Source organism: Pararhizobium sp. DWP3-4 (assembly GCF_049898205.1).
Lineage (GTDB): Bacteria > Pseudomonadota > Alphaproteobacteria > Rhizobiales > Rhizobiaceae > Pararhizobium.
Genome location: NZ_JAFCXF010000005.1, coordinates 348,824 through 374,461, shown reverse-complemented (window position 1 = coordinate 374,461; position 25,638 = coordinate 348,824). Strand labels below are relative to the sequence as shown.

Annotated in this window: 24 protein-coding genes; 5 read left to right on the top strand and 19 right to left on the bottom strand. The window is 56.0% G+C overall.

From position 1 onward, the window contains the following. Positions 1–143: 143 nt before the first annotated feature. Positions 144–1,091: a helix-turn-helix transcriptional regulator gene (locus ACP7E6_RS15685; protein WP_426230679.1), complete on the bottom strand. Its 948-nt coding sequence runs from the start codon at positions 1,089–1,091 to the stop codon at positions 144–146. A gap of 191 nt (positions 1,092–1,282) precedes the next feature. Here ACP7E6_RS15685 and ACP7E6_RS15680 point away from each other — a divergent pair, with 191 nt between their 5' ends. Beyond that, complete coding sequence (locus tag ACP7E6_RS15680; protein WP_426230678.1) at positions 1,283–1,450, top strand: hypothetical protein; 168 nt, start codon at positions 1,283–1,285, stop codon at positions 1,448–1,450. A 271-nt stretch (positions 1,451–1,721) separates the two neighbouring features. Here the strand turns inward: ACP7E6_RS15680 and ACP7E6_RS15675 are convergent, their stop codons facing one another. The 3 genes from ACP7E6_RS15675 to gmd form a co-directional block, all read right to left on the bottom strand. Next, complete coding sequence (locus ACP7E6_RS15675) at positions 1,722–2,048, bottom strand: hypothetical protein (protein ID WP_426230677.1); 327 nt, start codon at positions 2,046–2,048, stop codon at positions 1,722–1,724. A gap of 578 nt (positions 2,049–2,626) precedes the next feature. After that, the gene (fcl, locus tag ACP7E6_RS15670; RefSeq protein ID WP_426230676.1) at positions 2,627–3,568 is read right to left on the bottom strand and encodes a GDP-L-fucose synthase; all 942 of its coding nucleotides are present in this window, start codon (positions 3,566–3,568) and stop codon (positions 2,627–2,629) included. Further along, entirely contained in the window at positions 3,568–4,629 is a 1,062-nt protein-coding gene (gmd, locus tag ACP7E6_RS15665; protein ID WP_426230769.1) for a GDP-mannose 4,6-dehydratase, read from the bottom strand. Before gmd ends, fcl begins: the two co-directional genes overlap by 1 nt. 287 nt (positions 4,630–4,916) lie before the next feature. Between gmd and ACP7E6_RS15660 the strand changes: the two genes are divergently transcribed. Continuing rightward, a complete protein-coding gene (locus ACP7E6_RS15660; RefSeq protein WP_426230675.1) occupies positions 4,917–5,669 on the top strand; it encodes a glycosyltransferase family 2 protein in 753 nt (250 codons plus the stop codon). A gap of 18 nt (positions 5,670–5,687) precedes the next feature. Here the strand turns inward: ACP7E6_RS15660 and ACP7E6_RS15655 are convergent, their stop codons facing one another. After that, on the bottom strand, positions 5,688–6,590 hold the full coding sequence (locus tag ACP7E6_RS15655; RefSeq protein ID WP_426230674.1) for an FkbM family methyltransferase: 903 nt from the start codon (positions 6,588–6,590) through the stop codon (positions 5,688–5,690). 182 nt (positions 6,591–6,772) lie between these two features. Then, entirely contained in the window at positions 6,773–7,501 is a 729-nt protein-coding gene (locus ACP7E6_RS15650) for an FkbM family methyltransferase (RefSeq protein WP_426230673.1), read from the bottom strand. A 122-nt stretch (positions 7,502–7,623) separates the two neighbouring features. Between ACP7E6_RS15650 and ACP7E6_RS15645 the strand changes: the two genes are divergently transcribed. Next, positions 7,624–8,880 (top strand): hypothetical protein, encoded by a 1,257-nt coding sequence (locus ACP7E6_RS15645; protein WP_426230672.1) that lies wholly within the window; start codon positions 7,624–7,626, stop codon positions 8,878–8,880. A gap of 84 nt (positions 8,881–8,964) precedes the next feature. Here the strand turns inward: ACP7E6_RS15645 and ACP7E6_RS15640 are convergent, their stop codons facing one another. The 4 genes from ACP7E6_RS15640 to ACP7E6_RS15625 form a co-directional block, all read right to left on the bottom strand. After that, a complete protein-coding gene (locus ACP7E6_RS15640) occupies positions 8,965–9,306 on the bottom strand; it encodes a hypothetical protein (RefSeq protein ID WP_426230671.1) in 342 nt (113 codons plus the stop codon). 167 nt (positions 9,307–9,473) lie between these two features. After that, positions 9,474–9,977, bottom strand: a complete 504-nt coding sequence (locus tag ACP7E6_RS15635; protein WP_426230670.1) for a ferritin-like domain-containing protein — start codon at positions 9,975–9,977, stop codon at positions 9,474–9,476. Positions 9,978–10,251: 274 nt separating this feature from the next. Further along, positions 10,252–11,706: a family 16 glycosylhydrolase gene (locus ACP7E6_RS15630; RefSeq protein WP_426230669.1), complete on the bottom strand. Its 1,455-nt coding sequence runs from the start codon at positions 11,704–11,706 to the stop codon at positions 10,252–10,254. A 168-nt stretch (positions 11,707–11,874) separates the two neighbouring features. Next, positions 11,875–13,272 (bottom strand): NAD(P)-binding protein, encoded by a 1,398-nt coding sequence (locus ACP7E6_RS15625; protein WP_426230668.1) that lies wholly within the window; start codon positions 13,270–13,272, stop codon positions 11,875–11,877. Between the two features lie 199 nt (positions 13,273–13,471). Here ACP7E6_RS15625 and ACP7E6_RS15620 point away from each other — a divergent pair, with 199 nt between their 5' ends. Further along, positions 13,472–13,732, top strand: coding sequence for a hypothetical protein (locus tag ACP7E6_RS15620; protein WP_426230667.1), 261 nt, complete (start codon positions 13,472–13,474; stop codon positions 13,730–13,732). A 14-nt stretch (positions 13,733–13,746) separates the two neighbouring features. Here ACP7E6_RS15620 and ACP7E6_RS15615 read toward each other — a convergent pair whose 3' ends face one another. Further along, positions 13,747–15,069 (bottom strand): polysaccharide biosynthesis/export family protein, encoded by a 1,323-nt coding sequence (locus ACP7E6_RS15615; protein WP_426230666.1) that lies wholly within the window; start codon positions 15,067–15,069, stop codon positions 13,747–13,749. A gap of 4 nt (positions 15,070–15,073) precedes the next feature. After that, complete coding sequence (locus ACP7E6_RS15610) at positions 15,074–16,639, bottom strand: polysaccharide biosynthesis C-terminal domain-containing protein (protein WP_426230665.1); 1,566 nt, start codon at positions 16,637–16,639, stop codon at positions 15,074–15,076. 104 nt (positions 16,640–16,743) lie between these two features. Between ACP7E6_RS15610 and ACP7E6_RS15605 the strand changes: the two genes are divergently transcribed. Beyond that, positions 16,744–17,562 (top strand): family 16 glycosylhydrolase, encoded by an 819-nt coding sequence (locus ACP7E6_RS15605; protein ID WP_426230664.1) that lies wholly within the window; start codon positions 16,744–16,746, stop codon positions 17,560–17,562. A 50-nt stretch (positions 17,563–17,612) separates the two neighbouring features. On the opposite strand, the gene ACP7E6_RS15600 is transcribed toward ACP7E6_RS15605, so the two are convergent. The 7 genes from ACP7E6_RS15600 to ACP7E6_RS15570 form a co-directional block, all read right to left on the bottom strand. Beyond that, positions 17,613–18,674 carry a glycosyltransferase gene (locus ACP7E6_RS15600; RefSeq protein WP_426230663.1) on the bottom strand — a complete coding sequence of 354 codons (1,062 nt, stop codon included), beginning with the start codon at positions 18,672–18,674 and terminating at the stop codon, positions 17,613–17,615. Then, on the bottom strand, positions 18,671–19,528 hold the full coding sequence (locus tag ACP7E6_RS15595) for a hypothetical protein (protein WP_426230662.1): 858 nt from the start codon (positions 19,526–19,528) through the stop codon (positions 18,671–18,673). The genes ACP7E6_RS15600 and ACP7E6_RS15595 overlap by 4 nt, the downstream gene beginning before the upstream one ends. Before the next feature lies 1 nt (position 19,529). Continuing rightward, the gene (locus ACP7E6_RS15590; protein WP_426230661.1) at positions 19,530–20,687 is read right to left on the bottom strand and encodes an acyltransferase family protein; all 1,158 of its coding nucleotides are present in this window, start codon (positions 20,685–20,687) and stop codon (positions 19,530–19,532) included. 119 nt (positions 20,688–20,806) lie between these two features. After that, the gene (locus tag ACP7E6_RS15585; protein WP_426230660.1) at positions 20,807–21,724 is read right to left on the bottom strand and encodes a glycosyltransferase family 2 protein; all 918 of its coding nucleotides are present in this window, start codon (positions 21,722–21,724) and stop codon (positions 20,807–20,809) included. A gap of 1 nt (position 21,725) precedes the next feature. Further along, on the bottom strand, positions 21,726–22,361 hold the full coding sequence (locus tag ACP7E6_RS15580) for a class I SAM-dependent methyltransferase (RefSeq protein ID WP_426230659.1): 636 nt from the start codon (positions 22,359–22,361) through the stop codon (positions 21,726–21,728). 16 nt (positions 22,362–22,377) lie between these two features. Further along, positions 22,378–24,117, bottom strand: coding sequence for a GumC family protein (locus tag ACP7E6_RS15575; RefSeq protein WP_426230658.1), 1,740 nt, complete (start codon positions 24,115–24,117; stop codon positions 22,378–22,380). Next, entirely contained in the window at positions 24,110–25,630 is a 1,521-nt protein-coding gene (locus ACP7E6_RS15570) for a hypothetical protein (protein WP_426230657.1), read from the bottom strand. Before ACP7E6_RS15570 ends, ACP7E6_RS15575 begins: the two co-directional genes overlap by 8 nt. Positions 25,631–25,638: the final 8 nt, after the last annotated feature.

Sequence of the window (25,638 nt, the reverse complement as noted above, 5' to 3'; positions counted from 1 at the left end):
GAGTTGGGCCTTGGCGTTTGGCCCGTCGAATATGTCGCGCTGATAATTTTCGCGTTCGCATGTCTGACCGGGCTCCTGACAGACCAGCCGGTGAAAGCACTGCTTGCGATTATGTTGGGGCTCGACATCTCGACAATCGGTATCTAGACGAATTCCGCACGGGGCGGATGGCCAAAATGCTTGCTGTAGGCGGCGCTGAAGGCGGAAGCGCGGGAAAATCCGACCTTACGGCCCGCCTCGGCGACGGAGAGCCGGTACTCCTGCAGGAGAACCCTTGCCATCATCAGCCGCTGTTCGCGCACATGCGCGAAAATGGTCCTGCCGAAGGCGGTCTTGAAATTGGTCTGCAGCGTCGTCACGTTGATGCCGACGCGACGTGCAAGCTCAAGCGTCGTCGGCGTATCGACCAGATCGCTGTCGAGTATTCCGCGGGCATGGATGACGCGGTCGTATTCCCGCCGTCCCAGAAGGGCCACCAGCCGACGCCCGTACTTAAGGGCCTGCGCGGCCTCAATGACATAGGCAAGCGCGCTGCTTTCCAGGAAGAGCTTGCCGAGGTGCCCGCCATAGGGATGATCGATGCAGCGCTTGGCTATCTCCGTGATGCGCGGCGAATGAGTGATGGCGGCGGTGCGGAAGCCACCCGACATCAGATCGCGCAGGGCAAAAAGGCCGTCATCCTCCACGTCCTGGCTGAACCGGTCGAAAAACGAGGGCTGCAGCACAAACCCGACGGAGCGCACGCGCTGGCCGCGCGTCAGCGGCGTGCTGTAGCGGATCGGGTTGTTGATCCCCATCAATGAAACCTGATGAGGGTAGCGCGTGAAGGAGCCGTAACCTTCGACCTGCGTCTCCACCGGCGCCCCCGACAGCATGATGCCGCAAACGAGCGCCGGCTCCATCTCGACCGTAAAGATCTGATCGCAGACATAGGTTACGTCGGCCGCGCTCATCCGCAGGCCGGGCTGCACCTCCGAGGCCACCAGACGCCCGGTGTAGATGGGCGTTCTCTTTTCCTCCGGTGCCATATCGACCGGCTCGGCCCCGAGCGCGAACTCGGCGCCGAGGCGCACGAGATCATCGGCCGTCATTCCGCCCGGCGGTATCAGATTGCTAGTGGATATCCCCATCGGGTGGCCTCCCATCGGCATTTAGCCCGAAAAGCGGGTGGATCGTGAAACACCTAACTAAGATGAGCAGTCAAGTTTTCATTGCGGATGCCGCCCTTGTCCCTTTTGCGGATTAGTCCAGTGCCACACGGCGGCGGAATTCGCTTCCGAACATGGGCGTCCGATCCCGAAGCGGCGGCTGCCGGGAGCGGTATGGCGTCGACCGGATCATAGCCCATCCGGTCGATGAACCCGGCGACAACCGCGCGGGCTCAGGCATCGTTGCCCGCCAGCGCAAGGGCCTGCCGTTCGGATCGCCATGCGGGCGTGCGCCCTGCTGAGTCTCATAATAGCGGGGTCATTGAAGGTGCGGAAAAGACGCGTGCCGGCCAGTTGGTTCTGGACAATCTCGGCGATTGAAGGTGCGCTTTCGAATTCCAATATCGTGCCGTCGGTCGGCGCCCAATAGTTCATCGCCCAGATGACGATCTTTCGTGGCAGCTTTCGACCTGACGGAGCGGCAGGGAAAGCAGCGCGGCGATGCGCTTCAGATCAGGCCGAGACAGGTGATGCAAGCGGTGCGACCGGCATTTTCGTCTCAGCTTGATGAGGTCAGAGCCTATGATTAGGGATAATGAAGGTCCCATCAAGGTTGTCGATGCTCTGGCAGTTTAAGACCGGACACGTCTTGTCATCGCGAGTCGGAATGTTCTTCCACTCCGCATACTGGTTGCCGTCGCAGTAGCCGCTGTCGCGAACGAATCGGTCATATAGGGGAAGACCACGCGGCGACGCCCACCGGAAGATCACCGCGCCCTGATTGTGGACAGCCGCCCGCGCGCGCTCGCAGCTCATAGACAGGGGATTAAGGCGCGAGATGGCGAGTGAAGGTGAGGCGGCGGAGGCTGCGATTACAATAGCAAGGGCAAGTTTGTTCATGGCGCTATCCTTAAAGTTGGTTACAGTAAACCTTCCGCAGTGCATCCGGTTCCAGCAGCTCTCCGGCCCTTTGTGACGCGCCGCGACGACGATTGCTCTTTGTATCCATGAACTGATCACGAATGCCATCAAGTACGGTGCGCTTCGTGAAAAAGATGGCAGCGTCAATGTTGTCTGGACGATCTCAGAACATTCCCCGCCAATGTTCTCGCTGCATTGGACTGAAACTAACGGCCCCAAGGTTATCGAGCCGACCCGCCAAGGGACCCTGGGTCTAGAGTTCGAGCCCGCCGCGTCGCGGTTGGCGCCTCGCGTCGGCATCGTGGTCGCGGTCCAAGGTGGCAGGCGTTGGCGAACTCTTGGAACTCGGACTGCAGTATGGCGCAGGCGCCCAGGCCTTGGGAAGCGCATGGCGCGTTAGCGTTGCAGCTAGGTCGGCTGGATCGGTGATGAACCGCGTCCGGCCGAGCGTCTCGAAGCGGTGGCGTGCGTCGCCGGCGGAGCAGCAACCTCGTGTATGGGTACCTTGAGCCGCGCCGCGCTCCATCAAAGCACGTGGATAATTATGGTGAGGTACATTAGGTTCTTTTCGAAGAAGACCCCAGGAACCACTGATACGTGTCTTCAAGTCCCTTCCGCAACGGGATGGACGGAGACCAGCCCATGTCTTTCAGCTTGTCCGCATTCATGAGCTTGCGGGGTGTACCATCAGGTTTGGAGAGATCCTGAACGATCGCACCAGTAAAACCGACAATGTCGCATACCAGCTTGGTGAGCTCCAGAATCGTCACATCATCCCCGTATCCAACGTTGACGTGCTGGTCGCCCGAGTATGTCTTCAAAAGAAACACGAGCGCATCAGCACAATCGTCTGCGTGAAGGAACTCCCGGCGCGGCGCGCCGGTGCCCCAGACGGTAACCTGCTTGTCACCGGTTCGCTTGGCTTCATGCGCTTTCCGGATAAGAGCGGGTATCACGTGGCTGGTCGTCAGATCGAAATTATCGCCCGGCCCGTAGAGATTTGTCGGCATTGCTGAAATGTAGTCACGGCCGTGCTGCCGGCGGTAGGCTTGCGCCAGCTTTATTCCTGCAATCTTGGCGATTGCATAGGCCTCATTCGTGGGTTCAAGGGGGCCGGTCAGCAGGGAGTCTTCGGTAATCGGCTGGGTGCTTAGCTTTGGGTAGATGCAACTTGAGCCGAGAAACAGGAGGCGTCCGACATCGTTTTCATGCGCCGCCTGCATGATGTTCGCTTCTATCATCAGGTTGTCATAAAGGAAGTCGGCAGGGTAGGTGCTGTTGGCAAGTATACCGCCAACTCGTGCTGCCGCCAAGACGATCGCATCGGGTCTGACATCCTTCAAATACGCTTCCACTTGGGTCTGGCGTTTGAGATCAACCGCGCTGCGCCCGGCGGTCACCACCTCACAGTTTTCAGTGGCAAGACGCCGGACAACCGCTGCGCCAACCATTCCGCCATGACCTGCAACCCACACGCGCTTCCCGGCAAGTTCAAACATCAGGCGCCCTTTAAAACTGCAGAAGCCTGCATGAGCTTGTAATCTTCCCGGACCATTTCCGTCACCAATTCACGTACGCTGGTCTCGTGAACCCACCCGAGCTTTTCCTTAGCCTTGCCTGGGTCGCCAAGGAGTAGTTCGACCTCCGTCGGACGAAAATAGCGCGGATCTACCTCGACCAGAATGTCGCCGGTGGCTGCATTACAGCCAATTTCGTCGACCCCAGTTCCCTCCCATTTGATATCGATACCGACGTCATTAAATGCCCATTCGACAAACTGCCGCACCATGGTGGTCTTGCCGGTGGCGAGCACATAGTCATCGGGCTCGTCCTGCTGCAGCATCAACCACATGCCGCGGACATATTCCTTCGCGTGACCCCAATCGCGCTGGGCATTGAGATTTCCAAGATAGAGCTTTTGCTGCTTGCCCAGCGAGATGGCTGCGACGGCGCGGGTAATCTTGCGCGTCACGAACGTTTCGCCTCGCAGGGGGCTTTCATGATTGAACAGGATGCCGTTGGACGCATGTATTCCGTAGGCTTCGCGGTAGTTCACGGCGATCCAATAGGCATAAAGTTTTGCAACCGCATAGGGTGAACGTGGATAAAATGGCGTTTTTTCACTTTGGGGCACTTCCTGGACGAGCCCATACAGTTCGGATGTGGAGGCTTGATAGAAGCGGGTTTTCTTTTCCAGTCCCAGAATGCGGATCGCTTCGAGAAGTCGAAGCGTTCCGGTGCCATCAGCATTGGCGGTATATTCCGGTGTCTCGAACGAAACCTGGACATGGCTCTGCGCAGCAAGATTGTAGATCTCGTCGGGCTGGGTCTCCTGCACGATCCTGATCAGATTGGTCGCATCCGTCATGTCCCCGTAGTGGAGGATAAAGCGTGGATCCGTTTCGTGCGGATCCTGATATATTCCCTCTATGCGGCCAGTATTGAACGAGGAGGACCGCCGTTTGACGCCATGAACCGTGTACCCCTTATCAAGCAGAAGCCGTGCCAGATAGGCTCCGTCCTGACCGGTTACGCCCGTAATCAATGCTGTCTTTGTCAACTCATCCTCACTCTCCAACAGGAATAGATGTCTGGCCCGTTGTCGTGGCGTTCTATAACTTGTCTTGGGTTTCAGGCAAGCTTTAGACTTAGCCAAGCTTGGGGCTCTTTCCGGCTAAATCAGCGTTTTTCCTCATTTCGTCATCAGCCCTGGGGTTGAGCGGCCACCTTCAAAGCATATGCCCGGTCGAATTACGCAATCCTGTACACAGCGGTCGAACATTGATAATTGCATTCCGATCCTGGGCGATCGAGGTATCGTCCCGATAGACGAGATAGAGCTGCGAAATGCATGAGAAATCCCACAGCCTGACGATTGATTTATGCATTGTCTTGGGCAGAAGGCCAGATCTTCTGCAAAGAACGCTGGAGAGTTTCGAAAGAGACGTCTTCCCCAACTTCGTATTTCAAAACGTATTCGTCAATATTGATCCGATCTTTGGAACAGAACAGGACGAGCGTGATTGCATGCATCTTGTCAAACTCTGCTTTCCTTCGGCCCATTTCTTCCGGCCGGAGAAACCAGGGTTTTGCGCGGCCGTAAAAAGGCTCTGGAGCCATACGCTCTCGGATTACGTGTTCCACCTTGAGGATGACTGGGTTGCTCTAGACCGTCTTGACAAGCAGCTCATGGAGCCCTTCCACGACCCGCATGTCATGCAGGTATCGTTTCACACGGCGGACCAACATTGGGACATCGCCAGGAAAGGGCACCTCCACCAAAGAAATGAATATGCGCGGGTGTTTGGCGTGAATATCCCTCTGTTTCGGAAGTTTCCCAAATTCACCACATCGCCCTCAGTGCTGCGCGGTGATTTTGCGCGCCAAGCGGCGGGCCTCATGGACGAAACCCGTGATCCGGAGAAGCAATTTTATTCCGGCGTCAACGCTCCGCTGGAACGGCTCGCAAAGCCGAACAAGAACTTTATTTTCTCGCCCCAGCAGAAACCGGTGATCCGCGACATCGGCCGGGAATGGCGGGACAATTGTAGGATCAAGAAAGTTGTCCAGGACGCAACCTCGATCTGGGTTAGCGAGTGATATCGGAATGGCTCCTGCCTAGTGTCCTCTGACCGAGGCGAGATAGGCGACAAGCTGTTCTGGGCCCGCCATTGCGATGTCAAGGCGACCTAATGGAACAAACCCAGCAAAGACGGGGGGCACGGTGGGGGAAGATGCGAGAATAAACCCGTCAAGGCTAGTTGACTGATTGTCGAAGTCTGCAGAGATTTCAATTCGATATCCATGATCGGCAAGAATATCGGCCACCTGCGTATGCAGTTTCTGGCTGTGAGTCGAAATGAAAACGTAGTCTATCCGTTTTTCTCTTAGAAAATTCGAGGCTCCCCGCAGCATCTCCACCTCATATCCTTGGATATCGGAATGCAGGATATCGAGCCGGTCCACTTTGCGTTCCGTGGTGAATGCATCAAGCTCAAAAGCGTTCGACCCCACGAAGGACTGAACGAATTCACCAGAATAGTTGTTTATCTTGAAATTGTTTTGACCACACCGCAGGTTGATTTCATCCGGTTCGACCATGACACAGTGTGCATTTGGAAAATGTTGCAGAAACCACATTGAATAGTGAGCCCAGTAGGCGCCGAGCTCTATCATTTTCGGCGAGCCGGATTTGATCTTCTTCAATGTTTCTTGAAAACAATATTCCTCCAGCGGCTCATGAACGCCCCTGTTCAAAATGAGAATATCGCTAAAATCCTTATAGTACGCGAGATCGCCCTCGACAGCGACGCGGTGACCGTTGTGGAGGATCACACATCTGTCGCCGTCCACGTACCCGGCTTGCGGAACCTTGCTGATCAACAGGTTGAGAGGGTCGGAAATGATCTCCCTGTATCTTTCTATGACGATACTTGCCTTATCAAGTGTCGCCGGACTGCAGTAAACTCTCGGAGAATAGGACGCCAGGCTCTTTTTCAGCAGTTTTTTCAGTATCCGCATTCTCTACGCCTTTTAATAGTCAGACCGGGCACCCGGCAAAGGACTTTAAGAGTCCTGGAAATATTGGATTCTCTGCCAATCAGGCCGAAGACGTCGCGTCGTTGCTAGGCCGTTCGTCAACAGTCCTTAGCGAAGGCTGACGGCAGCTGTTGAGCACGCTCCTGTCAGCGTCTCGGCGCAATTTAGAGTTTCCGGTACCATGCGTCCCATCTGGACCATTCACGGTAAACGCGCTCGTACCCTTTTGTCAGAAGGATCTTGTCCAGGTTTTCGTTTGCGTCCGTGTTGTTGTGTTCGATGCAGAAAAGGCGGACCTTAAACCTGTCGAAATCGAACGTGGACAGGATATCCGGCTCATTGCCCTCGGTATCGATGCTGATGAAATCAATATCGGAGGGTGCGCCGTGGGCTTGGAGCAGTTCGTTGAGGCTGATCGTGGTCTGCACGATCTCAACGCTCTCCTTCCTCCTCGTATCGGCATGGCGATCCTTGAACGCGTGATCGGCCATGGATGAAAACTCAGGCTGATCGGCGACAAAGCGCATCGTCACCGATTTGCCCGTAACCGCATCAACGGGCTGGGTGTAAAGCGAGGCTTTCCTGATTTTGCGAATGCCATCGGCAAGCAAGGGATTTGGCTCTGCCAAAATGCCCTTCCAATCGAATTCGGTTTCAAGAAGATAAGTGTTGCTGAGCTCTTTGCCATCGAAGGCGCCGATCTCGACAAAGAAGCCACCCCGCTTTCCGCCAAGTTCCGACAAAACCCATCGGTCCTGTTGCAACTGGGAAAAGCTATGCTCATTCCAAAAGGGCGGGTGCTCCAGTGAAGCGCGTTTCTTCTTTAGTCCCAGCCAAGTTCTAATGCCCATGTCATTAACCTGCTTTGATTGGCGCTCAATTAAATCTTTCAATTAGCGGCTACTTGAAGTCTACGCCAAATGCAAGAAGCTTGCACATGAGATCCCATCATGAGATCCACACGGGTCAATCTCACAGGTTTCACCTGAAGCCCTTGATAACGAAAGAATCTCAATTGCTCGAACAACCTGAAGCGCCGGCTTTACTTCAATCTCGCAGAATGCTCGTTGTGGAAAGGAAGCTTGTTCGCAACCACGGACATTTCCAGACACAGATATGGGCGTTGCAACGCCTGTTGCCGAACTATTCGCTGCATCTGCTTGCGGGCGAAACCTACGACGATTTTCTCGGGCCTGCGGCGGGTAAATTCAGCGATAACGCTGTCAGGCTGACAAAACTTGCCACGCGCGCCAAGTATGGAAATACCCTCCAAAAGCTTGCCGCGTGCCTGACGATGGCTGCGAATGGCACTTTCTTCAAACATCGAGCATCACCCTTGGCTGATACGCTTGGGGAGACGTGCGAACGGTTGGGCCTCAACCGGGATGATCTGGTGATTATTCCGACCGCCGACCTGAACATGCTTGAGGCGGCGCTGGCGCTTATCGACAACAAGAAAGACACCGCTCCAAAATTCTGCTTGCGCTTTTTAAGCCCTGACTTTGGCGAACCCGACGACGGTATCCGCAAGCGGCGGCTGGATGTCGCGTCTAGGGTGAGGACAGATAGACTGGCTCTGTACTCGGAGACAGAGGAACTTGCCGGATATGTACGGGAACGGTTTGGTCTCGCGATACAGCCCTATTTCTATCTCCCTTGCAGCGTCGAACTCACTGCAATTCGATCCCGGGGAATAGGCGGGAGGGGCGCATTCCGGGTTGGAGTGTTCGGGGCGCCGCGGTCGGATAAGGGAAGCCACAGGCTTGCTGGGATCGTTGAAGCCACAGCAAAAGCAAATCGAGGCAACTTCGCCGAAATCGAATTCGTCGTCCAAGGTTCAGAAAACGATTTCGAAAGAGGCGCGTACAAGGGTTTGACTGGTTTTGATCCCGGTGACGGCAAGGTTCAGGTCGAAATGCATTCAGCCAGAATGCCCCCGGACGAATTTTTGGCTCTCTTCCAGTCGGTCGATGCGGTGCTGCTGCCCTATGATGTGTCGGTGTATGGTTTGCAAGGATCAGGTATCGTGCAGGACGCCGTGGCTGCTAGGAAGCTGATTATTCACACCGACAAAATGTCGATGGCTGAATTGCTGGCACACGGGAATGCGAGGTCGGCGACAACTGATGAGGAATTTGCGCATCAGATCATCACCTCGGCGCAGATTGGCGAGGCAGAACTCGAAGCTGCGACCGAACAGGCATTTGCGCATTTTCAGCGGGGACAGACTGAACATCCGATCTTTCATGGCGGTGCGGAAAGAGCGTGGTGACCGAACACTTTCTATCAGTTCGTCAACCGGCCCTTTTCAAGGCTTTTGGTTGGAAACCATCGATGGTGTACCGGATCAGTAATTTCAAGCTTCGCAGACAAATGTCTTGCTTGCCAGGGGTTTGATCCGCGCGATCTCCGATCCACCTTCGGTCACGCGCAGATCGACGTCAAACCAGCCATTCTGGTTGATGAGATCAAGCAGCGCGATTGCGAGCCTCCCGGCACATACTGGATTCGTGCGGAGATCAATATGTCCGCCGTCTTCTCCCGCCAGCCGCATGACCATTTCGCCATCACCGATGGGGCGAAAACATAGCGCGCTGACAAACCCGACAACGCTTTCCTCTGTCAGGTCTTGCGGTGATGGCCGCTGGTCATTGAAGAGGATATGCGCGTCTGATTTCGCGCTGGCTGTAAAGGGCATGGTTCGGTTTCTCCTCTTGGGAACAATCAGTCCTTCGTCCCCGGTCCTCGGGGATCGACGCCTGTCGATGCACCCCATTCCCAACCTGGTGGATAATAAGGTAGGTGAATGGAAAGAATAAGGGCCGCCTCGTAGAGACGGCCCTGGGTTTGGTGACTGCGACGAAATCAGGCGGCTTTCACTTTAGCGCCCTTCGGGTTCGCCGAAGCTTCGCCGAGCTGGGTCAGCTTCTGATCAGTGGCCAACTCTTCCTGCAGATTGGCGTCGAACAGTGCGACGGCATCGGTGTAACCAAGCTGCGCCGCCCACGACTTCAATGTGCCGTAGCGGGCAATTTCATAGTGCTCGACTGCCTGAGCCGAAGAGATGAGGCCAGCGTCGAGTGCTACGGAACCCTTGAACTCCTCAATGATTTCCTCGCCTTCGGCAATGATGCCCTGAATGGCCTCGCACGTTTTTCCGCGAGCGGGTTTGCCAATAATCTCGAACACCTGCTGCAGGCGTTCAATCTGGCCTTCCGTCTCGTCCTTGTGCTTTAGGAACGCGGCTTTGCCGTCCGGTGACTGCGCGGCACGAGCCATTTTCGGCAGCGCTTTCAGGATCTGTTTTTCTGCGAAGTAGATATCCTTGAGCGTATCAAGAAACAAATCGTCCAGTGTTTTCTCAGCCATGGTGGTGTCCTTGTTGGGTTGATAGTAATACTCAACTCAGACCGAGTGCATTCGTTCCGTAGTTTCCAATCCGGAATTGCCGCAGACATGCAGACTGCTTGCCCAAGCATTACATCCAACGGCCGGAGATTTTTTGCGGACGTGATCGTTCCAACGAAGGACTTCTCCGGCGACTGTGATCACCCCTTCGACAGATCATGCCGGGTTGTGAACACAAGGGACCTAGCTCAGTTTGAGATGCCGCGCTCCCTCTGCAGGCGCTCGGCCAAGACCTTCAAAGAATTACAAAGCCGGACAATAGCGAAGACGTGCCGATGTTGACGGCGAAATCGGCTATCCTGTCGCCGTTAACGTCGGCCGAAAGCACCCCGTCGCTGAAACGAACCTGACCTGCCTCGGTGAAGGCGCTCGACCCGATGAAATTGAAAGCTTGATTGCCACCGACAAGTGTGTTGGCATCAAGTGCACTCAGATCAACGCGATCTCCTTTCGCGCCTGAAAAGCCGATGATCGTGTCCCGCGCGGAATATGGGCTTTCCGCTACGCTATCAAAATGGAAAGTGTCTGATCCTCCTTCGCCGTCCAGTCGATCGATCCCAAGACCGCCGGTTAGCACGTCGTTCTGGTTTCCACCAAAGAGCTTGTCGTTTCCTGCACCGCCCAAGAGCGTGTCATTGCCAGCGTCCCCATAAAGGTAATCGTCGCCTGTCAAACCCGCCAAGCCATTGGCATCGCCATTGCCATACAGCTGGTTGTTTCCGCCGTTTCCGGTCGCGCTGAGGGCACCCGGACCCGAGAAACGCAATTTTTCGACATTATCGGGCAGAGTGTAGGACACAGTCGCGTATACAGTGTCGAAGCCGCCTCCGCTTTGTTCCTTAATTTGGGTTGTAGGCGCCGAAACGAGGAAAGTGTCGTTGCCGCTCGTGCCCACAAGCACGCCGGATGGTGGGGGGACTGCCTCGTTCAATTCATAGGCACGGAAATAATCGATGTACATCTTTTGATGATCGAGTGCTGGGTCGATCGGCCAGCCGCCACCCGCGGCCAGATCGATCATGAACATCAGATCGGTATCGAGGCCTTTCGGCGTCGCAATGGAAAAGTGGGCACGGCCGTCAAAGTAGAATATCGTCATATCGGGCCTGATTTCGACGCCGTAAGTATGCCACCCGGCCGTCATGACGCCGGTGCCGACGACGTTGTGATGATACTGGCTGGTGTGGCCTTCCAGCACCGTCCCATTCCAATTCCAGTCGTGCAGAATGCTGGCATATCGATCCGGTACCGCACTACCGTGCTGTTCCAGCACATCAACTTCAAAAACATGATCTCTCGCTGCTGAGAGCCGTTCCTTCTCGCTGGCCCAGAAACTGGGCCAAACGCCTTTTCCCGCAGGCAGCCAGGCGCGCATTTCATAATATCCATATGGATCACCGTCCTGGGGCGTGGCGCTCGTTCCGTCTGGGAAGGTATTTGAGATCAGCCCACTCTGGAGCTGTCCCGAGGCGTTCCGCGTCAGTTCGATCTGGAGCGCAGTTTGACCTCCCTGCTGCACGATCGAAAACGGCGAATTGCTTGCGCCCGCCGGCAGGAACTGGGCGCTGCCAAAGCCGCCACCCCACGCCTGTGCGGTGTACCAGTTGGCCGTTGCGGTAGCCGTGTTGGCAAGGCTTAAACGATCGAATTCGTCAGCGAAGACTATGGAATAGCGGTCTGGTACGGGCATGGTTCCCTCGCAATAAAACAGATCATGAAAGACGATTGAGCGCGCTCAAAGACGCTTCAGGTTCCGGGGATCGCACCGCCAAACCAAAAATTTTATGCATTGCGGCAACGCGCTTTACAAACACCGGAACGCACGACTGACTTGACGGCACCTTGCAGCGTCACGATCTCACGTTGTAACAGGTAGCGCAGGCAACTCGGTGCGCAATTTAACAAGTGAAGGCTCTCGTTGCTGTGGCAGCTCCACGGGTTCGAGCGCCTTTTCCAATGTGTTGATCGTTTCCTTGGCGGCGACGTTCGAATGTGGGATGTACTCAAACTTGCCTTGTCGTCCCAGGCAGATCACTTCCTTGGACGCAAGCCGGACGATCGCCGCATCGCGGCGCGCCTTGAACCCCTTTTGGGGAATTGGGTACGCGTTCCTAAGTTCGGAACTGCCGATCAGGACGAGCTCACCCTCGATGATATTCATGTCACGCAGGTGCGCTTCCACATCCGCGAAAGCGTCTGCCGGCGCCGGCGACATCATCTCGGGCGGGACGGTGATTTCCACAGTGCAGTGTTTGTCGTAGGAACCTGGGCCGGGGTAAAAGTCGGAATGTACGGTGATGCGTTTCCAGTTTCCGAATTTATGAAAATTATAAAGGATGGAACAGCCCGGCAACCAAGACCCGCGCAGCGCGACGAACAGGCTGAGAAGTGTGACGGTCGGCAACGTTGTCTCCGGCAGCCCACATAGTTTCGACGCATCATCCAAAGGGATCGTCGAGATCAGTTTTTTGGCAAGATACGTCCGGTTCGAAGTGGTCACCGCAGTGATGCCGGCTGCAGTTTCGATCTTGAGCGCTTTTTCGTCGAGAACAAATTCGACGCCTTCATCTCTCAACCTGCTGAGAGCTTTTTCGTAGTAGCACCCAAATCCCCCGGGCGGTCTCACCACCGTTTCGCCCCACACCGGGATGTGTTTCATCTTTCTCCGGATGAGCCGGCGAACGCGAAATCTGAGTGACGTCTCGCGGGAAAGCCATTGCATCCGCTTTAAAGCGAAATCATAGTCGATATGTGCAGCATCGATCCCGAATAGACGCTTTATATAGAGGTCGAGGCCCACCCGCTGATACAGTAAATCGCCGATCCGTGACTGGGCGTAGCTGCGTGCATCATCCTGCCCGCCCTTGCGAAGACGGCATGTCACCAAGCTGACAAGGCAAGATATGCGTTCGGCCAAGCTCATCGACGAGGCCTCCGCGTGCCAGTCGAAGGGGTATCGGCCAACCGAGCCGTTTGTGCAGATCTTCTTGACCTCGACGGCCTTGGGTATGCAAGAGCCAAGCAGTTCGGGAAAATGCTTGAACTGTTCGTCGGTTGTATTGAAGCAGATGGCACCGATGTCGAACTCCATCCCATCGATCACATAGGACTGGTGATTGCCTCCCGGCACCCTGTAGCTTTCAAGGATCAGCACCGCGTTGTTATCGAGCAGGTGTTTTGCTGCGGTCAAGGCAGAAATCCCACAGCCCAGGATGATGTAATCATACACCCGCGGTTCATTTCCGGCATGTTGCATCAATGCGCCTCCCTTTGGCCAAAAAAACAAGTGCTCGAAGACGTGGAACTTCAGCACAAACAGTGCGAAATGGGACGCTCACAAAAATTCAGGCATAACGCGGTCCTTTGGGCTCTCTCTGTAAATTACAGTTTTATGGTATGTCTGCTTTGGAACGGCTTCTGCTGACATCCGGCATGCCCAACGAGGTTGTGAAAGGATGACTGTTGCATTTGTTTCGGCGGGGCTTGTGTCCTTTGCTGCTGCGTTTTTCTTGCGCATCGGCGCTTTTTTCCTATTTGCAGTGCTTGTCAGCCTGATCTATCTCGCGCTGACCTATAAATCCGGTTCCCCATTCGCATCACTCGCGCCCGTGCTTGGACTATTCGTGGTGATGCAGGTCGCTTATGTGGTCGGTGTGCTCCTCCCTTGTCCAAAGCTGCGTCATCGTATTGATTGCTTGCGAAAAACAGGCGACTGATTGAGGAAGTCTCCCTAGTGTTCCGGATCCTTGGAAAGAGCAAAATCGGACCGCGTTAGACTTGGCACGGCGGCCCTTAGCTTCAGGCCGTTCGAGGGGCCAGCAATGACTTCCACCAGGTCGCGTGGCTCGATTTTTGAATCGGCCGAGACGTCGATCCGCACAGTTTCCCCGTTTTCGCCGCGGCGCGCAATTTCAAATCGGATGGCGTCGTCGGCGTTTTTTTCGTCAATCATCTGACGCTGCTTCTCGTAGGCTGTTTCCTCGATCAACAGGCGAGCGACCTTTGTTTGGAGATCGGCCTTGGCGATGTCCCTGACAACTTCGTTCATTTCCGTCTGGATTTGCGAATTCATTGAATTAATGAGCTCCTCGCCGTCTCGCCTGTTTTCTTCAAGAAGTTGCCGGGCGCGGATCAACTGAAAATCGAGATCCAAAAGCTTGGTTTCCGCATCGGCTTCGTCCCTGTCGAGTGAAAGGCGCCGCGAGCTTTGGATAAGGCCTTTGTCGACCAGGGTATTGATGCTGGAAAGCTCCTTCTTCACCAATTCGACCTGCCGTTGTTGGGCACTGATCTTGTTTTGCAGCGTCTCGATCTCGTGCGCATAGAGATCGCCGATACCCTTGGCGGCTGCAATCTTGCTTTCAAGTTCGACGCGGCGCAACTTCATGAGATCGAGCTCCTCTGCGTGGATGGCTTCGACGCCGTCCACGCCGCGTAATTCCTCGGGTGTCTCGAAATCCGGTTTTCCATCTTTTTCAGCCCTCAGGCGTGTGCGGCGCATCAACAGGCCGTTGTAATCAAGTTCCGCGCCCCCGAGCACGCCCGCCGCCTGAATCCTGTCGCGCTCAAGCCGCGAGCCTGCGGCATCAGATTCTCGCTCGAAACCGCCCGCGAGGCTTATTGCTTTCATCACAGTCAAATCCGGGCTGAAAGCATACTGTCCGGGCTTATCGACGGCGCCGGTAATGAAGATCGGTCCGTATTGGACAATCTCCACGGCCGCTGATGGCGTCTTGGCGAGGCCGGCACTTTGCTGCAAAAGGAGTGCAATGCGGGCCGATAATTCCTTTGTCGTCAAGCCCATTGCCGTAACCTCGCCAACGAGTGGGACCGAGATGGCGCCATCGTCATTGATCACGAAGGTGCCATTCAAAGCGATCCAGTCCTTGACCTCCGCCTCGCCCGGACGCCATTCGACCACTCTCAGGGCTATCCTGTCTTGCGTGGCAAGCCGGTAGGGGTCAGCTGCCGCCGGTAGCAACACAGCAAGGTTCGCCGCTGTGAAAGTCAGAAAATGGATGAACCAGCCGGCTCTGAGATTTCCGCTTCGCATGGTTTCACCTCGTGGTCGTGATGATTGTCGGGCTTAGGGATCCCGGGTGGATGAAGGACAGAATAATGCCGACCATCCGCGCAAACGGTTGGGGCAAGGGTGCGCTCAAGCGGCGGACCAGCGCGATATCGTCTGCATTTGTAGCGCCAAACAGCCGGAGGCACAGGACGTAGGTGAAAGCAGCAACGGCAATGGCTGCAAACAGTCCTGCCGGATGACCTATGGCTCCGATGGTCACAAACGCGGCACCCGCAGCTGCAAGCGACGCGAGTAGAATGCGTAGAAACGCACCAAAGGGGAAGCTGAAACCGAGCTGCGCGGTAATGAACCAAAGGCCGATCGCCACCATGGCAAGTTGAACGATGGCGCGCGAGATTGCTGCCCCGACCAGTCCAAAATCCGGGATCAGCAGGAAGCCGAAGATCGTTGACAGCAAGGCGCCGGAGAGCGACGAAAAGAAAATGAAGTCGCTGCGCCCGAGTGCGTTGACGAGATGCGAACCGATGACCGTGGTAATCGTAAAGGCAGCCGCAGTCACAATAATCATCGCCGCTGGGACGGCCGGTTCGAATTCTGGGCCATAGAGGAGCGTTACAAGACCTGGCACGACTGCGGCCATTCCCAGGCAAGTTGGAAGGGCAATCGTTGCTAGCAGGCGTGTTCCCTTTGTAAACGCAGATTGCAATCCGGCTTTGTCATCCTGGCCATGTTTTCGCGCCAGCATGGGCAGGAACGCGCCGGTCAGAAGAAGTGGTCCTTGCGAAGCAAGGCCGGAAAGAGCCAGTGCAACACTAAACCAGCCGACTTCCCGATAGCTCCAGAAGACCTGAAGGAACAGAATTTCGATGCGGGACCAAACGAAGGTATTGCAGACATTGGCGGCCCAGGAAAAGCGTCCGTATCGCCAAACCTCGCTGGTGAGGGCAGGGGATACTTTTCCGGAGCGGAAGATGAGGGACAGGGCTGCTGCTGCGAAGCAGACTTGTCCGACCGCGTAACCGGCAAGCGCGCCCACCACACCGTTGAAATGAGCGCCGATGTAAACGGCGCCGATCTGTAGGAACATCGAAACACAGGCGAGCGTCGCAAGCGTGCGGAAACTCTGGGCGCTGCGAAGGTGTGAAGTGCCGAACAGGGCGAAGGATTGAAGCGATGTCAAAGCGGCGACGACGAGGACAACGGTCAGGGGGATACGTGAGCCGATATCATCCCCTGAGACGGCTTCAGAAACGAGAGTGACATCCGTCCCAATCGAACAGAATGCTGCCAGCGCCGTGACGCCGAAGAGGTGGTAGAGCAAAAGTCGCCTTGCCAACACGGCGGGCAACGCATGTGCAGCGGCATTATTGTCCTGTCCCCGCAACTCGGCAGGAAACCGTCCAACGCTCAAGGCTGTTCCGCCGTCAATAATCGGAGCGAGCATCGCCGCGATCCATACAGCAAAAGCAACCATACCGGCCCCGTGAACGCCGAGAAGATTGGCAATAATTACACCACTAGTGAAGCTCGCAAATACAGTTGCAAGACCAGATGCGGCAGAATACAGAGATTGTCTTGCAAATTGGCCCATTATATTTTGACTTCGTCTTTGAATGATGTAATTTTATCGTAATTATAGTTGATTAAATCATAATGGTGATTTACCTTTCCTGTTCGATTACAAGGATTGTCGCTGTGGATTTCTTCTTCAAAGTATCTAGGACGATGTATTGCTGTGCGGCCGTGTTTTCCGCGTCGGCTGTCTTTCATTCCACTTCGCCCTGCCAGGCCGAAGTGATAGATCCCGACTCTTTCGCTTTGAAACTCGACGAAAATTTTGACGGGCTCGATGTTTCCGCGCGTGGCCCGGGTACCCGCTGGACGGCGCACACGCCGTGGAACGGAGACTTTGGCGATGCCCAGTTCACCGACCCAGTTCCCGACTTTCCTTTTACCGTCAAAAACGGGGTGCTGAGGATCGAGGCTCGTAAGTCTGCCGACGGAAAATGGAAATCCGGCCTGCTCGCTTCGACGGATGCAAATGGCGATGGGTTCAAGCAGCGCTATGGCTATTTCGAAATGCGGGCCCGTTTTCCGGCCGGCGAAGGCGTTTGGCCTGCGTTCTGGCTCGCCAGCCGCGGGGTGGAGAAAGCTATCGAGGTCGATGTGGTCGAGCATTACGGCCATGCTCCCAGCCAATACACCGCCTCTCTTCATATCTGGGACCGCAAGACACCGGCTCTCAGCAAGAGTTTCCACCAGAGCGTGCCGGTAGTCGCTGGAGCTCTCTCGGCGGATTTTCATACTTACGGCGTTGCCGTGCAGGAAGATCGGATAAAATATTTCCTGGACAGGAAGGAAGTGTGGTCCATCGAGACGCCGCGCGAACTGGAGCATCCTTTCACGATCCTGATCGACCTCGGACTCGGCGCTGGCTGGCCGATCGACAAGACGCCGAATCCGTCGGTGATGGATGTCGATTATGTTCGCGTTTGGTCTTTGCCACCGGATTGAGTGGACGGTTGGAGGCAAGGTCAAGAAGTCCTGGATGGGGGAGGGGCGCGTCATGCTGCTGCCCTCTGTGTAATTTCGACCAGCTGGTCCATCTGGTAGCCGATATTAAGCGCAGCACGGCCTGCATGCGAAAGCGTCGCCTCACGTTTCAAGCGGTAAAGAGCCGGATCGCTCCACAGGCTGCGCAACTGGTCCGCCCACAATTCCACCGGGTCGTTACGGCGCAGAAGGATACCGCCAGGGCCGACCGATTCCGGAAGGCCCCCGCTGTCGCTCGAAAGAACTGGTATTCCGCTGAAATGTGCTTCGCTGACGACCCTGCCCCAGGTTTCGTCCCATTGGCTTGGGACAAGAAGAACCCGAGTTTCGGCATAGATACGTTTCATGTCATCGCTGCGCGATACGAGACGGACATTGGGGAGTCGCACAAGACAACGTTTCAATAGTTCGTCGGCCTTCGAGGAGAGCGGCCAGCCACGAACGAACAGGAACGGGATGTCCGGGCTTAATGCTGCGATCGCAAGCGCCAGCTCCAAGCCCTTGACCGGCACGGGATTGATGAACGTTACGTATTTGCCTTTTCCAGGCGTCCGATATTGCTCGGGATGAAATATCGGCGGGATAACAGCTGGCTCTATGCCGTATTTCGACTTGAAGCGTGTGGCGGTATAGCCCGAATTGGCGATATAGGCGGAAAATGGGAGTTCCTCTTCGTTTTCAAGCCACGAACGGGGGCCGGTATCGAATTCAAGGCCGTGAAGATAGGCTACGCTCGATATGCCCCGGTTGGCGAATGTTCGCCCCATCTGCACCATATTGCCGTTTTGAACGACCACGACCTTGGGAAGCGCGAGGCCGCGCAGATCTTTCCAAGGCTTTAACGAGCGATAGACCTCATATCCAAGTGTTCGATCCATCGAAATTTTGCTTAAACGCGCCCGACTTGCCAGAAAAAGCGCCGCACCGAAGAGGTCCCGGAGGGATAGCTTGGAAAGAACGGCCGTCCTGTGTCCGCGTCGATTCAATTCCAACGCAATCTGGTGCGTGTTGATTTCCAATCCGCCAAACAATTGCGGCAGATGCGGTGTTCCGCTGGCGAGCAGCAAGCTCATGACGAGGGCTCCTTGTCTGCCCGCTGGCGCGACGTCATGAAAAGCCACTCTTGGACCCCGGTCCGCCGTTCATTCATCAATTCAACCGCAGTACGAGGCAGCCATTTGGCAATCAACGGCAATTTTCTCGCCGGGAAATCGCGGGCCGTGCGGGGACGGGCGTAAATCGACGTGATGTCATGGGTTTCGCTGAAGCGTTGAAGCAGAGCTTTGCTACATCCGGCGACAAGACCGTCATGTGTTTCGACCAGGATGTCTGCGCGGTTGAGCTCGGGAATTTTGTCGTTGTCGAGCAGGACCTTTTCGCCGCCCTCGATGTCGCAAAGTACAAGTGAACGCGAGTTGGTTTCGGCAAGAACTTTCTGAAGATCCGCAATGTCGCAGAACCCGTGCATTGTGATCCGGTCGGAGACGCCATTGGTGCGCGCGGTATGCCAAAACGGCTCGTGATGCTCAGGCAGACCCTCAAAACCTATGATGTGTGTCGCCGGCATGCGGCGCGCAAAGCCGATTGCATAGTATCCATCAGCAACGCCGACATTGATTACGGTGCGATAAGCGTTGCGGATGACGGTTTCGATGATGGGATGCAGCTCCAATTCCTGTGTGCCGAGTAGATAGCCCAGAAGGTGTCGGCTCGAGATGGGGCTCAAGTGAAGTTTCATGCCCTCGAACGGGCCTGTCAGCACCACATCGCCGGTCTTGTACCTCACAAGCGCGCAGGCGGTTTGCCAGACCGGCGCAACTGCCCAGCGAGCGGGTGCACGCAAAGGCTCTGGTAGATTACGATAGGATCGATAAAGCCGCATGGCGGCGGCGTTCCCTTGGATTGCGTTCCAGGTTGCGTGGCGCATGTTACTTTCTCCCGTAGAGATGCGCTGGCTTTTGAAGCGTCTGCGCAGGTTGCGGTGGAGTTGCCTCGGCTTCTATGTCCGGTATCAGCAGTGCTGTTTCCGAGCGGCCGGAACGCGAGGAAAAAAGGCGGGTCACATTCACCTCGAACAGGTGATGAATGGCATATGCTGCAGCCACAGAGGCAAAATAGGCGGCGGCGACAAACAGGATCGACGGACCCTTTCCAAAAAGCAGCCACCAGATTTTTTCCGCCGCGACGATTGCAAAGAAATGAAACAAATACAGCGTGTAGGAGATATCTCCGAGCTGTGTTCCGAGGCCCCGAGCGAGATTTCTCGGGACGGGCTCTTCAAGCACACATAGCCCCACCGAAAGGATACACACGGCCCAGCCGCCTAGCTGCCATGCCATGGGTATGGGGTAGGAGCCCACTATCCAGAGAAACACCGCAGCCCAAATTGACAAAATCACGGCGGCAATCGGGATGGAATGGAAACTGCTTACGGCTCCTCGCAGCGCCTCTGCGGCGAGACTGACTGCAGCGCCGGCAGCAAACAGCAGGATGATAGGGTCGGTCCAAAAGGTAATGACGCCGTGCGGAGCAGACGTGTCGCTAAGCGGTTTGTATATCGCGCCGATCGCCACCAGCCCGGCAAGAGTTGAAAAAAGCAGAAGCAGACCGACTTGCCGCTTGAACAGCAGGCAGACTGCAAAAATGCAGTAGAAGAACATTTCGTAGTTGAGCGTCCAGCCGACGCCTAGAAGCGGGCGCATGTATTCGCCCGGCGCAACGGGTACTGGAATGAAGAACAAAGATGTAAGAAGTGTCCTTAGCTCAATTTCGCCGCCCTTATGCAGCCGTAACGCCGCCTCCAGGGCGGTGGCAGCCCAGTACAATGGTACGATCCGTACGATGCGCTTGCGCAGGAAAGTCAGTGGAGCGCCCATTTTTCCGAATTGATCGCCCGCAGTGTGCATCATGATAAAGCCACTGATCACGAAGAAAATTGCAACACCGAGGGTGCCGCTATAGGGAGCGGCGACCCTGACGATGGCCGGATAGTTGGCCCATTCTGCGTTACGCAGGATGCTGTGATCGACCACCACCAGGCTTGCGGCGATACCCCGTAGAACTTGAAGAGAATCAAGCTTACGCATCAAGGCCCCCTTGTCGTCCCAAGCGTGGAGCGCAGGCGCGTTCATTGCCAGAGAGTTCTATTGCCTTGGAAATGGAAACGATCCGCTCGCACGCTCCGGCCGGTTTCATCACCGTACTCCTAAAACCTGAGGGCGCGGGATGGCGCGAGGCGTTGTGTGAACAGGTCCATAATGGCCTTGAGATTGCCGAGAAGCCTGCCAGGCCTATCGATTGACCGTTCGCCGCGGCATGTCCCGTAAAGATTGGCGGCGAGGTTTCGGCCAATGTGGTTGAGTCCCTTTTTCCAGGAACAGGTTCCCTTGGCGATGAGGTAGCAGGGATTGGCGATTTGCGAATAGCCCAGCCGCACGCCGGTTTGCCGGCCCGATTTCACCCCAAGGTGAACACCACAGGCGCGTTCCGCGCGTACGATGCGGCCAAAGGGCGCAAGGCTGCGGCTGAAGTCGACGTCCTCCAACCAGGCATACAGCGGCAACTCCTCGTCAAATCTCAAAGTATTCGCTCGGACGGTTTCGAGTCGAACCGCCATATTGCAGCCGTAGCCGTTATAGATTTCACGAAGACGGACGTCTTGCGGCTCTGATGGAAGCGACAGCCGCCGTAAAGCCTCCTCAAAGGACAAGCCGGGTCCGATTATGCCGTCTGCGACGACGCGGCCCGTGGTCATCACGATATCGGGATAGTCAAAAAACACGGCTGCAATCTCTGCAAGGTAGTCGTCTGCGATGATGAAATCATCGTCGAGAAACAAAAGAATATCGAAATCCTTGGCGGCTTCGATAAGCCGGTTGCGCTGATGTGGCAGCCCGCGGGGACCGATAATGTGGGTCACATCCGCGTAAGTCTCTATCAACGGCGCAACGTCCCCTTCCTCCGGCGAACAAACGAGAACACCGTCGGCCTTACGGGTCTGTCGTGCAAGAAGGCCGACGGTTTCGTGCACGACCTGCGGACGGTTGGCAGTCGCAATCGCGATGCCGATCCGCAGGCCACCCTCGGTTGGTCCCCGCTCTCCTGATCTTTGCGCCAGCGCCATGCTACTGCTCCGCGCTCTGAAGTGGTTTGCGGGCGAATGCCCAGACCATCACCGGGAAATTCGGTTCGTTCTTCAACGATCCCATGAAGCCGGCCTTTTGCCAGCGTTTGAAGTTCGCCTGCACGCAGCTGCGATTACCCCAGGAGTTTGTAGTGATGTCCTTCTCGGAAAACCCCGCCTCCTGCAACAGGCAGGAAAGCCCCGTTTCCGTCCACCGGTTGCAATCGATCGGGGAAGCGTGCACGCGCAATAGGAATGGGGTGGCGATGACGAAGTAGCCACCCGGCCGCAGCATATTGTAGACGTTGCGCGCTGCGCGCATTGGCCATTTCAGATGTTCGAAAATCTGGTCGGCAATGATCAGATCGAACTGCTGGGGCAACGCTTCACTGCAGATGTCAAAACCTGGATATTCCGTCGTGCGGTAAGACCTGAATTTGAACTCACGCCGCCATTGAACACCGCCGGAGATCTCCAGCGTATCAAGTTCCTCCGGGCCCAGGTCATGGATGAAGGCGAACGCATCGCGGTACATCATGACGCGGACCCAGTCATCCGTCTCATATCCGACGGACTGCAGCGTTTTTCTCAGACGGTCTTTCAGTTCCGGATGGTTGCGCAATTGGACAAGGTTCATGATGACTGCTTCTCCTTCAGTTTTTCCGTTGTGGGCTTCCGTTGAGAACAACCCCCAGGATGTCGGCGCCGACATCACGCAATGCATCGACGATCTGGGCGAGGGTGTCGAAGGAAGACCGGCCGTATAGGGCGACGATAAGCGATCCATCGAGATAGGGTGCGATGGACTTTGCATCGGAGGATCCGGGCATGGAGGGGAGGTCGATCAGAATGAGATCGAAGCGCTCTTTTAGATCCGCAAAGCTGAACGCGATGCGTTCCGATCCGATGCGCTCGCCCGGCGTCACCTCTCGAAAGGTACCGATCGGCAGGATGGTGAAACGCCTGTCGATCCGGCTGACGAAATCAGTGTACGTGCGTGAATCATTCAACACGTCCATCAGACCCACAGCCCGTCCTTCGCCGAAAGTCTGGCTGAGAGTTGGGTTGGTTGCGCTTGCATCGATCAACAATGTCTTTGAGCCAGAGGCAGCCGCAAGGCGCGCGAGATTGTAGGCGACCGTGGTTGCGCCGGCCTTGGCTTCTGTCCCAACCAAGCCGATCAGATTGGCTTTCCGGCTGCGTCGCAGTCCGCCCAAAGTTGCCCTAAGGTCGCGCATGTCACGATCGAACCATTCGCGTGTGCCGGGTTTTCCCGCTTCCCCGGTTTGTAGCAACTCGGCCGGAGACGCCATCCGCTTTGCCCTGCCCCGATTGGCCTGCGCCACCTCACCGATACAGGGAACTCCGATTTCGGTTGTTATGCGGTGGGCCGAAGTAATGAGACGGTTGCCGAAATGGCGCGCGATTGCGACCACAACGCCGGCACCCAGACCGAGTATCAGGGCGAATGCGACCAGAAGCATGCTTTTCGGCTGGCTTTTCGCAACGGGTATGGTTGCTCGCGACACAAAGGTCGCATCGGAAACGGGGTAGGAAATGCGTTGCTTGGCCTCTGACCAGCTTTGCAGATAAGTCTCATAGAGGCGGTGCTGGGTCTCTGCCACGCTCTTGAGCTCGGTGAGTTTGAATTGGCTTCCCGGATCGCCCGAGGATTGAAACTTCATGACCGCGCGGTCGGCAGAAAAGACTGCTTCCTGCAAGTCGGCTACCCGCTGGGCAAGCCATTCGCTCGACTGAAAAGCTGCCTGAGATTTCATTTTCACATTCTGCGCAATATACTGTTCTGACACGGCATTCGCGATGAGGGCTGCCTTGCGCGGATCGCTGGACGCTGCAGAAATCTCTATCACTGTGGACTGGCCCACCCGACGGATCCACAAGCGGCTCCGGAGGGTTGCTATCGTGTAATTTGCCTGCGCGTCTTCCGGTGAGGTTTCCGTTGTTCCTGGGGTTTCACTCCTCTTTGCTGGATCGGAAAGCATGGAGCGAACAGTGTCGGCAATCGGCAAGTGGTCTAGCTGGAACTCGGCATCCGAGGAAAGATTCATGTTTTCGACTACAGCCGTCAGAACGCCTCCGGACTTCATGATTTCCATCTGCCCTTCAACCAGGGATTCTTCGGCAAGTGTCCGTTGCGCATCCGCCCCTGTTGCCTTCTGTGTTTCCAACATAAGTTGGGCACTGGAGACATAGGTTGGCGAGGTGACGGTGACGTAGACGACGGCAAGCGCAACGAAAAGCGCGGTGATGGAAAAGATCAGCAGAGAGTTCGATATAAGGAAGCGAAAAAGCTGGCGGATATCCAGCGGCTTTTCGCGAACCGGAGGGCCTGATGAGGCAGGATAGGCAAGCGAGACCGGCGGGTTATACATGGCGATAACCCCTGTCGCCTGGCATGAAAGCTCCCCGGCCCGAGGCCCGCTGTGTGTCAGTAGAAGTAAACCCTTTGACAAGCGCATTGAGGCGCGGTGGCGATACGAGCACCGGTGCAATCGCCGCAACCGCGGGCGCCCGCAGCGGCCCAAGCGCATAGGCGACGCACAGCCCTGCTGTAATTGCGAACAGGGGACCGAGATCGATTGCGCCAGCGGAAATGGACGCGGCCGTAACCTGCGCGATACAAGAAAACATCGCCGCGAGCCCGACTTTCTGTTCGACGCCGCCGTCCGTATCGCGCCGAAGCACAGATCGAATGAGGCTTGCCAGGAAGATGAAGAAGATCAGCGTGCCGGGAATGCCGACATTGGCAAGGAGCGCAACGACGAGGCTGGATGCCCTTATACTGCCAACGCCGGCTCCCATCCCGCTCGTATCGAGAAAAGAGCTCAGGGCTTGTGCGTTCCAGCGCATCCGTTCCTCGCCGGATGATGACTCCAGTTTCGTTGTAACTGTCGCGTGTATGAGATTGCTGATGCTTTCCGATACGGAGGGGATCAGCATGATTGCCATGACAAGAAGCGGCAGTGCGAACAGGCACGCAACGACATAAGTCAGATGGCGGGGTGTTGCGTTGTTTCTTAGAATGCGGGCTATGCAGAAAAAAAGGACGAGGATACCTGTAACTGCGCTTGCGGCGTAGGCGGTGGTTGAGGTGCACAGGAGCAGCGCAGTCCCAAGCGCGGCCGTTATCGTTCCCAGAAACCGGGCGGGGAAACCCTCTATGGCAAGCATCAGTACGAAAGCAAACAGGGCCAGTGCCGCATAACCAAAGGCCCCTGCCTCGGGAAATGAGCCGACGATACGTTTGAAGCCCTCGATATCGCCGTCGTTGAGCATTCGGTAGTTGGCATTGCGAATGATAGTGAGCAGGTCTGCCGTATTTGTGGCATATGTCACAAGGTCGGCGATGGCGAAGAAAACGCAGATGGCACTGGTGACGATCAAGGCTTGCGCGACGATCGCCATTCCACCGAGGCGGCCGAATCCAGCCACGATCGCAAAGCAGCAGAAGCTTCCGATCATATAGATGGACTGCGTCAGATTAGTCGTGGTTGGCGAGAGCGGTGTGCTCAGAATCCGGTGCATTTCGTTGGTGCGGGCAAGAGAATAGACAATCGTTGCACCTGCAAAAATCCGGGGCAGAAACAGCGCCGTCAAAACGCTGTAGAGTACGAAAAGCGTGAACCAGAACCCGGGGCCTGGATAGCTTAAAGAAGACAGTGCTGCCGAAAGCGTCTTTGCACGCAAGGCGACAGCGGCGGTCAGAAAGAGCAGGGCAAAGTGCGAGGGCTGGATGTTGGCGCCGCCCAGAGCAGGAAGGATCAAGGCCGCTGCTGCCCCAAGGAGCGTGCAGATGCAGAGAAAGTACATTCCAGCCGTCAGGCCAGCCGCCATCGTGTAGATGCCGGCGATAGCGAGAAGTATACCAATGGGCTCTACGATCATTGTTTGGC